This is a genomic window from Hymenobacter sp., assembly GCF_035709525.1.
Classification (GTDB): domain Bacteria; phylum Bacteroidota; class Bacteroidia; order Cytophagales; family Hymenobacteraceae; genus Hymenobacter.
Window position 1 is genome coordinate 17,225 of the sequence record NZ_DASTEP010000203.1, and the last position, 12,129, is coordinate 29,353.

7 protein-coding genes and 1 tRNA gene are annotated in these 12,129 nt (G+C 63.2%); 5 read left to right on the forward strand and 3 right to left on the reverse strand.

What is annotated here, in order from left to right:
- Positions 1–207: 207 nt before the first annotated feature.
- The 4 genes from VFO93_RS17790 to VFO93_RS17805 all read left to right on the forward strand — a co-directional run bounded on the left by VFO93_RS17790 (position 208) and on the right by VFO93_RS17805 (position 8,724).
- Complete coding sequence (locus tag VFO93_RS17790) at positions 208–6,261, forward strand: carboxypeptidase-like regulatory domain-containing protein (RefSeq protein WP_325135729.1); 6,054 nt, start codon at positions 208–210, stop codon at positions 6,259–6,261.
- A gap of 226 nt (positions 6,262–6,487) precedes the next feature.
- Positions 6,488–7,246, forward strand: coding sequence for a LytR/AlgR family response regulator transcription factor (locus VFO93_RS17795; RefSeq protein ID WP_325135730.1), 759 nt, complete (start codon positions 6,488–6,490; stop codon positions 7,244–7,246).
- A gap of 191 nt (positions 7,247–7,437) precedes the next feature.
- Complete coding sequence (locus VFO93_RS17800) at positions 7,438–7,962, forward strand: hypothetical protein (RefSeq protein ID WP_325135731.1); 525 nt, start codon at positions 7,438–7,440, stop codon at positions 7,960–7,962.
- Between the two features lie 465 nt (positions 7,963–8,427).
- Positions 8,428–8,724, forward strand: a complete 297-nt coding sequence (locus tag VFO93_RS17805) for a hypothetical protein (RefSeq protein WP_325135732.1) — start codon at positions 8,428–8,430, stop codon at positions 8,722–8,724.
- Between the two features lie 105 nt (positions 8,725–8,829).
- Here the strand turns inward: VFO93_RS17805 and VFO93_RS17810 are convergent, their stop codons facing one another.
- Both VFO93_RS17810 and VFO93_RS17815 read right to left on the reverse strand, forming a co-directional pair.
- Positions 8,830–9,453 (reverse strand): BLUF domain-containing protein, encoded by a 624-nt coding sequence (locus tag VFO93_RS17810; protein WP_325135733.1) that lies wholly within the window; start codon positions 9,451–9,453, stop codon positions 8,830–8,832.
- Positions 9,454–10,037: 584 nt separating this feature from the next.
- Positions 10,038–10,110 (reverse strand) — tRNA-Lys (locus VFO93_RS17815).
- 51 nt (positions 10,111–10,161) lie between these two features.
- Between VFO93_RS17815 and VFO93_RS17820 the strand changes: the two genes are divergently transcribed.
- A complete protein-coding gene (locus VFO93_RS17820; RefSeq protein WP_325135734.1) occupies positions 10,162–10,971 on the forward strand; it encodes a hypothetical protein in 810 nt (269 codons plus the stop codon).
- A 58-nt stretch (positions 10,972–11,029) separates the two neighbouring features.
- Here VFO93_RS17820 and VFO93_RS17825 read toward each other — a convergent pair whose 3' ends face one another.
- The gene (locus VFO93_RS17825; protein WP_325135735.1) at positions 11,030–11,830 is read right to left on the reverse strand and encodes an SDR family oxidoreductase; all 801 of its coding nucleotides are present in this window, start codon (positions 11,828–11,830) and stop codon (positions 11,030–11,032) included.
- Positions 11,831–12,129: the final 299 nt, after the last annotated feature.

Sequence of the window (12,129 nt, forward strand, 5' to 3'; positions counted from 1 at the left end):
AAAAAAGAGGGGGAGCCAGATTTGAGTTGAGAGTGTTGAGTGTTGAGTGTTGAGTTAAGAGTTACTCAACAACTCAAAACTCCTAACTCAGAACTCTTAACTCGTCAGGCTCCCCCTCTTTTTTGGAGAGGGGGCCGGGGGGTGAGGTTCACGTGTGCAATCCGCCCCCAACCGGCATCGTACTGGCGCACGCCAGTACCCTACCCTATGCCGCGACTGCTACTCTTCTTGTTTTTCTGCGGAATCTTCACCACCGCCCAGGCGCAGCAGCGCCTCGCGGCGGCCCGGCAAAGCAGCTACCTCACCAAGGTTTTTCGCCTCAGCGAAGCCCAGACGCGGCACCTCTACGAGCACGGCCTGCGCGCCGCCCGGCCCGATTTTTTCGCAGTGCCCGTCGATTCGTTTCCGACTGACAGCCTGCGGCCCCGGCCGCTGCCGCCGGGCTACTACCTGGTGGCCCACACCGAGGGCGCGCAGCTGGTATACTGGCTGCGCACCGAAACCAACCGCACCGTAGAAGTCCTTAGCAACCAGGTCGATTTGGCACTGGTGGTGCGCGACTCGCTGGGTTGCCTGCTGCCGGGGGCGCGGGTGCAACTGGGCCGCCGCCCGGTGCCCTTCGATGCCGCCACTGGCACCTACCGCCGGGCACGGCGCGGCCACGCGGGCTTGCTGGCCGTGGCCTATGGCGGGCGCACCACGTTTCACGCGCTGGAGCAGCCCCGGCAGGGGCTGCACTCGCTGGGCGGGCGGGTGTGGCGGCGGGTGGTATTAGGCTGGCCGCTGGGCTACGCCACGGGGCCGCTGCGCCAGCTGGGGCACGATTTGCGGCACGCCTCGCGCGCTACCACGGGCCTGGTGGGGCTGGTGCGCTCGCCCTTTAATGATGATGTGCGCGACGAGCGCCAGCGCCATCGGCGCTACCGCCGCCAGCAGCGCTGGGCCAGCTACCTGGTGCTGAGCCAGCCGCGCTACCGGCCCACCGCCGACACCCTGCGCCTGAAGGCGCGGGTGCTACGCCGCCGCACTGGCCGCCCCTACCGCGGGCCGCTCACGCTGTGGCTGTCGGCCGACGAGCCCGCGCCTGACGAGCCGGGCAAGCGCCTGGCCGAGTTGCGCCCGGTGCGCCCCGGCTCCTACGAATACGTGCTGCCGCTGGCCGATACGCTGGGCTTGCGCACCGATGAGGAGGCGTATGTCTACCTCACTAACCGGCGCGGGCGCGAGGTGGCTCGCCAGCGCTTCCAGGTCGAAGACTACGAGCTCGACAATGCCCACTACGCCCTGCGCGTGGCCGAAAGAACCCAGCGCCACGGCCAGCCGCAGGCCGTGTACCTGCGCGGCACCGATGCCAACGAGCTGCCCCTGCTCGATGCGCAAGTGCGGCTGGCGGTGGTGCCCCAGCGCGAGCCGGGGCTGCTGCCGCGGCAGCAGATTTTCATCGCCGATACGCTCTGGACGCACACCCAGGCCCTCGACCCGGTGGGCGAAACCCGCGTGAACCTGCCGCCCGGCATCTTTCCCGACGTGGATTTTGGCTACGAGGTGCAGGCTACCTTCCTCACCGCCGACAACGAGCGCCACCTCGAAACTACCAGCGTAGCCTACCAGCGCGACCCCGGCCGGCTCCAACTCTCGCTCAGCGCCGACTCGGTGCGCCTCACCTACGACTCGCTGGGCGTGGCCCGGCCGCACCGCGCCCTGTTGCACCTCGATGCCCGCGCTGAGCCCGGCCGGGCCGCTACCCCGCCCCGCGCCGTGCAGCTGCCGCTGAGCGTGCCGCTCAATTTTCTGACCGCCACCTACCGCCTTACCGATGCGGCCGGCCGCTCGGCCAGCCTCGACCTCGACGCGGGCAATGCTGGCCTCAGCCTGCGCTCGGACCGCACCGCCGACTCGGTGCTGCTGGCCGTGGACAACCCGCGCCGGGTGCCGTTCTGGTACTTCGTGTACCGGGGCAACGCGCTGCGCTACCGGGGCTACGGCGCATCTTACCAATTAAAAATCAAGGATAAAAGCGCGGCGGCGTGGCACGTGTCGCTGCACTACCGCTGGGGCGCAACCCTGCGCGTGGCCGAGTACACGGTGGGTTTGCCGCCGCGCCAGCTGCTGGTGGCCACCGACCAGCCCGCCGTGGCCTACCCCGGCCAGAAAATCAAGCTGGGCTTCATCGTCACCGACGAGCGCGGGCGGCCCGTGCCCGATGCCGACCTCACGGCCTACGCCTACAACCACAAGTTTGGCGCGCCCAACCTGCCGGCCGTGCCCACGCTGGCGCGGCCGGTGCTGGGGCGGGCAGCGCGGCGGCGCTTCAAGCTGGGTGCGGCGTTTGACCGGGATGCGACTACCCGCCAGCCGCTGCCGTGGGCGCGGTGGCGCACGCGGCTCGGGCTCGATTCGCTGCAATTTTACCGCTTTCTATATCCTGATACCGGCCTGTTTCAGGAGTACCGGCCCGCGCCGGGCGGGCTCACGCAGATAGCGCCGTTCGTGGTCGATTCGGGGCGGGTGCAAGCGCCCATCGCGATGTACGTCGATGGGCAGCCGGCTTACATTCATCTAATAAACTACCGGGAGCCCTACACCCTGGTGGCCGACAGCGGCCACCACACGCTGAGCTTGCGCCTGCCCGACCGGCTTATCACCCTGCGCAACGTGTACCTGCGCCCGCAGCACAAGCTTACGCTCAGCATCGACCTTAACCACCCCCGCCCCGAGCTAACGGTGGAAAAGCGCCCGCGCCAGCTCACGCCCGCCGAGCAGCTCACGCTGAGTCGCACCGTCTTACTGTTCGATGAGCGCCGCAACTTCACGCTCACCGCGCTGCGGCAAGGCCAGCTGTTGCGGGTGTTGCGCCCCGATGGCTACGGCCTGACCGGCCCGTTCCGGCCCGATTCGGTACTGCTGCGCCGGGCCGACGGGCTGCGGCTCAAGTTCTTGTTTGAGCCGCTGTTTGCCTACACGCCTCAGCCCAAGCTTCTAAAAATGGTGGCCGTACCACCGGCGCGCTTCGGCCGGCTCAACGGGGCCGGGCTGCCCGACCTACTGCCGCTGGCCGATTTTGCCCTCACCGAGGCCAGCATCCGGCCTTGGCTCTACCCAGCGCCCCTCGCGCCCGAGGCCGAGCTCGACGAGCCTACCCAGACGCTGCCCGGCCAGGGCCGCCTGGCCCTGCGCCTGCCGCCGCGCCCCGACACGGCCCGCCACCCGCTGCCCACGCTGCGCTACGTGCTGCTCACGCGCCCCGACCAGCCCAAGTACCTGCGCCTGAGCCGGCAATACCGGCTGCTGGCCCTGGCCCCCGGCCGCTACCGGGTGGCCGTGCTGCTCAGCGACAGCACCTGCCTGCTCCCGGCCGGGCTGGCCCGCGTGCAGGCCGATGGCCAGCTGTACTTCCAGCTGCGCTGGGCCGACCGGCAGCCGGCCGGGGCGCTCAGCCGCCGCATCGGGCGGCTGGTGCGGGCGCGCTACTTCCCCGTGACGCGGGAGCCGGCCGCCGCGCCGCCCGCCCGGCCCGAGCCACCATTGCCTATACACCTGGGGCCGCCCCGGCCCGACTGGCGCACGCTGCACGGTCAGGTAATCGACCGCAAAACAGAGGAAGGGCTACCGGGCGTAACAATTCTAGTGAAAGGCACAGCTGTTGGTACTGCAACCGATGCTGATGGCAGCTTCACGCTGCAAGTGCCGCCGGGTAGCCTGACGCTACTGGCTGCCTCTATCGGCTACACTACTGAAGAACAGCTTATTACTACCGCTAACGAAGTCTATTTTAAGCTGGGCATCAGTAGTTCGGCTTTAAATTCGGCCCTGAACGAAGTGGTGGTAGTAGGCTACGGCTCGCAGCAAGTCAGCTACATGACTGGCGCAGTCTCAACCATCAGCTACGGCTTGCAAGGCCGGGTAGCGGGCGTGCAAGTCACCTCCGGCAGCGGCTATATCCACGGTGGCATTACGCTGCGTGGCACCCGCTCGGCCACGGGCGGCGAGCAGGCGCTACTCGTGGTGGATGGCCAGGTGTACACGGGCAACCTGGCCGATATCTCGCCCGACAACATCGCCAACGTAACGGTGCTGAAGGATGCCGAGGCCACGGCTACCTACGGCGCGCGGGCCGCCAATGGCGTGCTCATCATCACCACCAAAGGCAGCCCCGACCTCGGCAAGCTGCGGCCGCTGCCCACCCTCGCCCCGCCCACCCTGCCCGACGTGCCCGCCGGCGACCCGCGCCTGGCCTTGCGCCGCCGCTTCCGCGACTACGCCTGGTGGCGGCCCACCCTCGTGACCGACGCGCAGGGCCGCGCCACTACCGACGTGGTGCTGCCCGACGACGTAACCAGCTGGGACACCTTCGTAATCGGCTCGGACGGGCACCGGCGCACGGGCGCGGCCACCGGGCGGCTGCGCTCGTTCAAGGGCCTGCTGGCCGAACTGGCCGGGCCGCGCTTCTTGGTGGCCGGCGACCGGGCGCAGGTGCTGGGCAAGGTGTTAAATTACCAGCCCGACACGGCGCAGGTCACGACCACCTTTAAAGTAGGTGCGCAAACCGTGCGCAGCCAGGCCCGGCGCGTGGGCACGTCGGTTGTCGATACGCTGACGGTAACGGCCCCGGCCGCCGGGGCCGATTCGGTGCAGGTTACGTTTGGCCTGGCGCAGGCCGGCGGCTACGCCGACGGCGAGCAACGCAGCCTGCCGGTGCTGTCAGCCGGCACCCGCGAGCAGCTGGGCACCTTCGCGGCCATCACGGCCGCCGACACGACCCTCACGCTGCCGCTCGATGCCAAGCTAGGCGAGGTGACGGTACACCTTGAAAGCGACGCCCTACCCACGCTGCTAGCCGAGATAAAACACGTGCAGGCCTACGCCTACCTCTGCCACGAGCAGCTGGCTTCCAAGCTACTGGCGCTGCTGCTGGAGCAGCACATCCGGGTGGCGCGGGGCGAGGAGTTTCGGGGGCAGCGGGCGGTGCAGGTGCTCATCCGCAAGCTGCGGCAGGGCCAGCCGCAGCCCGCGGCGCTGTGGGGCACCTGGCCGGGGGCCGCGCCCAGCGTCTGGGTGTCGGCCCACGCGCTGGAAGCGCTGCTGGCCGCTGAGAAGGCTGGTTTTAAAATCGACCTCGACAAGCCGCAACTGCAAGCCCGCCTGCTGCGCGAACTGGATGAGCGCCTGAGCACGCCTGCCCCGCCTGCACCGCTGGCCGCCCAACGGCGCGGGGCGGCCGCGCTACCCATCCCGCCCAGCCCCGATGCCGACGAAGCCCTGCGCCTGCTGCGCGTGCTGCACCAGCTCGGTACCGCCACCGACTACCGCACCTACCTCGACCGCCTCGACCGCGCCCAGCCCGGCCGCCGCGCCCTCGACCGCTACCTGGCCAGCGTGGAACTGCGCCAGCAATTGGGCCTGCCCTACCAGCTCGACAGCCTGCGGCGCTACCGCCTGCGCACCGCGCTGGGCGGCGCGTTTTACGCCGATACGGCGGGCCGCAACACCTACTACCGCTACCTGCTGCCCGACCGTGTGGGCACCACCCTGCTGGCCTACCGCGTGCTGCGCGCCCAGGGCGGGCACGCGGCCGAGCTGGCGCGCATCCGCACGTTTTTGCTGGAGCTGCGCGGCGGCAGCTACTGGGGCAGCACCTACGAGGCCGCCCAGATATTGGCTACCATTGGGCCCGATTTGCTGGGGCCGGGCGGGCAGGCGGCTACGGCCCAGGTGCAGCTGGCGGGCGCGCCGGCCGCCGAGGCAGCGGGGACTATCAGTAAGTTTCCGTTTGACTTGAAGCTGCCCGCCACCGGCGCGCTCACGCTGCGCAAAACCGGCGCGCTGCCCGTGTACGCCACCGCCTACCAAACCCGCTGGAACCCCGCGCCCGAAGCCGTAGCCAAGCCTTTTACCGTGGCGACTACGCTGGCGGGCCAAGCGGGCCGCCGCCTCAGCCTGCGCGCCGGCCAGCCCGCCGAGCTCGTGGTGACGGTGGATGTGCAGGCCGAGGCGCGCTACGTGCTGCTGGAGGTGCCCATTCCGGCGGGCTGCTCCTATGGCCCCGCCCCGGTGCGCAACTCGCTCGAAACGCACCGCGAAAACCTGCGCCACCAAGCCGGCATTTTTGTTGACTACCTGCCCGTTGGCCGGCACACGTTCCGGGTGGCGGTGCAGCCGCGCTACCGGGGGCAGTACACCCTCAACCCCGCCCGCGCCGGGCTGGTGTATTTTCCCACCAAATACGGGCGCGCGGGCAGCAAGCAGGTGGGCATTCGGTAGGCGTTTTGGGCTTGAGGCGCTGGCCGCACACACCGCCCGCTTAACCTGAACCATAGACGGCAGCGTAAGCCGGGGCTAAACGAGCAAACGGCCCGTTCACCGTTCGTTTTGGACTATTCACCTAAAAAGCCAGGAGGCCAAAAAACGGCCGGGTAGTTTTGCGTCAGCTAAGTGCAATTCGCCAGTGGTTGGCCAATTCAAAACTAGCGCTACTATGCTGTCCGCCATGCGTTACTCGCCCGCTGCTACGCCCGCCCCGGCTGCTCCTCTCCGCTGCCTCGTCGTTGATGGCGACCCAGGCGCGGCGGCGGCGCTGGCGGCCTGCGTGCAGCAAGCGCCCGCGCTTTCGCTGGTGGCCAGCTGCACCAGCCCCGCCCAAGCGCAGGCCTATTTGCGCACGCAGCCGGTCGATGTGCTTTTCTTGCCCATCGAGCTGCCGCTGCTGGCCGGCCTGCGGCTGCTGCGCCCGGCGGGCCAGGGGCCGGCGGTGGTGCTTACCTCTTCTTACCCCGACTACAACCTGCAGAGCTACGGCACCTACGGGGTGGTCGACTACCTGCTCAAGCCCTTTTGCCCGGCGCGCTTTCGGCAGGTGGCGGGCCGCCTGCACACGCAGCGGCCGGCGGCCGGGCCGGCCCTCACGGGCGGCATGTTTGCCCAGCCCCGCACCGATGGCTTGTATTTGTGGGTAAACCAGCAGCTGGTGCAGCTGCGCCTGGCCGAGGTGCTGTACGTGGAAGACCTAGGCACTTGCACGCGCATCAAAACGCTGCACCAGGAGCTGACTACCGAAGAGTCGTTTGCGGCGCTGGCCGGCCAGCTGCCCGAGCCGCAGTTTTTGCGCATCAACGCTACCTGCACCGTGGCCCTGGGCCACGCCACGGCCGCCACCGGCCATGCGCTGGCCGTGGCCGGCCGGCGCCTGCCCCTGAGCGGCGCCTTGCAGGATGAAGTGCTGGCCCGCGTGTTTCAAACCAGCCTCTAGGGCTCGCCCGCTACCTCGCCAGCCACGGCGCAAAACAGTTTTTTATCTTTAAAAACCGGGTTTTACGGTACTATTCGATTTTAAAACCAGACGCTCCCCAGCCAGCGCCCGTTGTTTGGCTTCTGCTTAAAACCAGGCCGTTTTTCTTACGTTTGAGGTGTAACTATTCTATTGGCTCACCTTATTTTGTTATGAAAAAGTCCTTACTCGGCCTGGCGGCGCTCGCGATGCTGGCCGCCTGCCGCGAGTCGAACACCAGCATGAAGAGCGCGCCGTCGGCCGAGCCTATCGCAAGCACCAAAACGCTGTGCTACGATACTACCTACGCCACCCCGGCGCAGCAGCCCCGCGCCTATTCCTACACCACCGACATTGTGGTGGGCACCGGCAAAACCGTAACCGTGCCGGTGCAGATAGACTGGACTACCGTGACGGAAAATGGCTGCCCGCAGGTGGCTTCGGTGCGCGTGTACCAGCTCGGCGTGGCCGACCTGCGCACCAACGTAGTCGTGAAAACCCTGCGCGATGCCGCCTGCAAGCCCGGCCCCCTACCCAACAGCGACCAGCGCGCCACTACCGGTGCCGTGTATGTGAGCCTAACCTGCCAGGCCAAAGCCGTGCGGGCCTTTAGCAGCTTCCGCTTTACGCTCAATGGCTTGGGCTACCACGACTCGCTAGAGCCAACCCTAACGCCGGCTACGTCTGCGGCCCGGTAGTTGCCCGCGCCCATTTTCGCACGCAAACGTCCCGGCTACCAGCCGGGACGTTTTTGTATCCACACCCCGCACCCGGGCCACCTGCCCGAGGCCACGTTTGAAAACCGAGCAGCTGCCTCTACCACCAATGCCGACGGGTAGTCCGTCGCCTGCCCCTTGCTCAAGCCAGCATGTTCTTGCTATAAGTCTATTTATCGTTCAGCCCGCGCAGGTGCTCCAGGCAAAGGCCCCGTTGCGCTTGCCACGCGGCACCTCGGCACAGACTTTGCAAAACAAGTCTGGCCAGGCGCGCTTCACTACCTTGCTTGCCCGCCCCATACTAGGTTTTATCGTATTTGCTAGGACGCTTCCCAGAAGAAAGAAGATAATTATCAGAAACCAGTTAAAATATAAATCATATTTGCACTTTAACTAAGCAAGCACCTAGATTTGCGGCTGAATTAGGAAATTATAAGCTATCTAATTATGAATTATCTAAGTTACAAAGAAGCTTTTTCGGCACTAGTGCAAGAAAACGACGGCGTATTGCCAGACTTATACGAAACGGTTGAAATTGCAATTTTCTGCCATCCGGCCGATGCGCCTCCTATCACCACGGTGGCCGACGTAGTGGCGTATGCCATTATAGAGGCAAGCGACGAATTTCGGGTGCCTGCCTTCAGCCGGCAGCCCGCGCAGCTAGTGCCAGCCGCCCACGAGTACGCAGGCCCCTACACGGGTTTCGAGCGGGTGCTGGAGCTGGCAGTTACCTCCTACAACTAAAGACCTTTCTTCACAAAGTTCTATTTGCCAGCTTCGCCCCTAAAAGCACCTAGCCAGCAAACCCGCTGCGGGGGCTTTGCTGGCTAGGTGAGCGCTACGCAGTATTCAGGCGCTGATGACGGCAAGCGCATCGTAGAAGGGCAGCCCGCCTACGTAGGAGCGCGGCACGGGGCCGGGGCGGGGCAGCAGGTGGTCGCAGGTGCGGCTGAAGCTGTACAGAAGCGGCGGCAGGTGAGGCTCGGGCACCGGCACCTGCGGCAGTAGCAAATCGTTTTGCTGCGCTTCGAGAAAACTGATTGTCCAGTAAAAATCCCGGCTGTCAGCCTTCGTGAAAGCCATGTGCCAGTCGTCGAACTGCCGGCACGTGCTGCTGCCCCGGCACAGCAGGCGCACTTTGTGGTGGCGCGGGTCGGCCAAGATGCGGTCGAACAGCCGGGTTATGCTCTTGGCACTACCCTCCAGCACTTGCACAAAGTGCCCCTGGTCGTAGCACAGCAGCCCCGTAATATCGTCGCGGCTATTATTGGCCTGCGACTCTTCAAGCAAATCGGCAAGCTCCGCTTCGCTGAATGGCCGCACGGCCGCGCTGCAATACAGCAGGTAGTGCACCAGCTCGGCAGCGGGCGGCTCGCTGGGCCCGGTAGTCGACACCGTGTGCTGCGCCAGAGCGATAGCCCACTCCAGTGCTCCCAGCGATAAGGTGGTAGAAAAGATATTTCTGCTAGGCATGTGCGGAAAAAAGAAAGCTAACACCAAGGCGTCCTACCCGGGTGTCGGCAAAGAAGCAAAACAGCCGCTCTAGCGTGCCTGGCAAGGCTGCACCTGCACTAAGCGGGGCGGCTGTGGCCGGCATGGGCGTAGCGGGCGGTTGAGTGATGCGCAACAAGGACAATGATGAGCGGGATTGGTACCGGGCCGCCGCAGGGCAGGCACTATCTGCTCCGCCAACAGGCACTGGTTACTGTCGTGCCAGAGATAGTCGGCCCCGCCGTCAGGTATCAACGCGTAGAAAGGGTCAATTTGCATGACATGGAAAGTATACAGCCGCAGGCGCCTATACGGCCGCCGCCTTTAAACAGGTACCTACAGAGCAAAATCTTTGCTGGCTTAGGTTGAGGGCTTTTTAAGGTGCTTCACAAGCACGACAGCCCCAGAACAGCCCTTACCATCACTGCGCAGCATCATGGTATGCTACGTGAATCCTTGGCCTGGCGCAGCCCAGCCAATTTATGCGATTATGCTGATGCCCGGTTAGTGCAGCAAATTAATATAAAACAAAAAACGCCCTTAGCGTGAGGCTAAGAGCGTTAGAGTGATTCCGCTGGGATTCGAACCCAGGACCCGTACATTAAAAGTGTACTGCTCTACCAGCTGAGCTACAGAATCGGTACTTTTGTATTTGAGTTTTACAACCGCGGTGTTTTACCGTTTTTGTGGGTGCAAAAGTACAGCGCTATTTCTAATCTGACAACCTCGCGGCGAAAGAAATCCATTTTTTTTCGCGCGCTACGCATCGCCAGTAATCTTATTATTCTGCCTTTCTGTGCATTGTCCGCCCCTCCTAAAACAAGTTTTTTTTCGGCGGCTGGTTCTTCTTCAATGCCTACTCAGCACCAGCGTGCTGATTCTCTTTTCGAGCAGGGGCAGTATGAAGCGGCGCTACCCTTATACCGGGCGCAGGTTTGGCAACAGCGGCAGGTATCGGCGCGCCTGCTGCTAAGGCTGGCTTTCGCCGAGCATCAGCAAGCCCACTATACCGCCGAGCTGCTTTACCTGAACATGGCACTAATTCGGCAGCCACGCCTTAGCACTTGGCGGCAGCTAGCGGCGCTTGCCCAGCGCCAGCGGCTGGTGGGCTACCCTACTACTTGGCAGCAAGATGTGCGCATCCAATTGCTCCGCTACTACTACCCGGCACTGCAAGGCTTGCTTAGCATCGCCGTGCTGGCGGCAGTGGGCTTGCTGCTACGGCGTCGACGCACGGGCCGAGGCGTTTGGCTCGGCTATAGCTTCTACCTACTCGCTACAAGCGGGTACCTTTATTGGTTGAAGCCCGCCCCTATCGGCATTGTAGCGCGCCCAGGGGTAGCCCTTATGGCCGGGCCAGGCGCAGGGTCTGCTTGGTTAAGCACCGCCGCACCTGGCGACCGCTTACCGATACTAGACCGACAGGATATCTGGCTGCGCGTTCGCTGGCAAGAACGCACAGCCTACGTGCGCATTTCTGATGCATTTATATTAGAATAGAGCCAAATACGTCCGGTAAAAGCCGCCCTATTTATACCCCCGCTGACTACTAGGGCCATTAAAAATCGCCTTCCTCTTTGCGGAAATTAGCTAAAACAAGCTTATCGGTTAAGCCAGGCAGCCACTTATTCAAGAAAACTGTTAGTTTACCCTGAGCCGTTAAGACCAAAGTACGGCGGCGTTTCCTTACCGCTTCCCGCAACAAGCGAGCTACCTCCTCACTGCTCATCATGTTGCCTTCATCGCGTGGCGTATCGTTCTGGGCCCTCCCATCGGCCATCAAGGCTGCGTGCCGAATGTTAGACGCAGTAAAGCCCGGAGCAGCGGTGAGAATGTTAACTCCCTGTGGCAATAATTCGGTGCGCAAAGCTTCCAGAAAACCGTTCATAGCAAATTTGGAAGCGGAGTAGCCAGTGCGCCCCGGCAACCCCCGAAAGCCCGCTATACTACTAATACCCACTATAGTGCCTTTACTTTGCAGCAAGTATGGCAGTGCGGCTTTAGTAATATAAACGGTGCCAAAGAAGTTGGTTTGCATAAGCTGCTCCAACACTTTCACGTCAACATCAGCAAATTTTGCTCTCATGCTCAAGCCCGCATTGTTGATAAGAACGTCAAGCCGACCAAAAGCTGTAATTGTTTCGGCTATTACCTGAGTAGCCGCCGCTATATCTCCAACATCAGCTTTCACAGTATGGTATTTAACACCGGCAGCGTTTAATTCAGTAGCAGTGCTAGCTAATTTAACAGCATCCCGACCCGTAATAACTACTATATACCCTGCCCTACCGAACTCTAAAGCACATGCTCGACCTATACCAGAAGTACCTCCTGTGATAAGAACAACGTTATTTTTCATAAATGGTCAATGTTAAGCAAGTTACTATTCTAGGATACCCTTTAAGCATAAAATCATGATATAATATAACTACACAATTTAATGCATTCGTTTGTTTTATGGCTATAACTTATATTCACGAAAAGCAAATTTATTCCTATCAAGAAGCCAAGCATTGACACAAACGCAAAGCTCCCCCTGCTGGTCGCTGGTGAAAGCGAAGCAGGGGGAGCTACGTGTAAAGTTGGCGGCGACCGACTCTCCCACCGGTGAAGGCAGTACCATAGGCGCACCGGGGCTTAACGACTCTGTTCGGAATG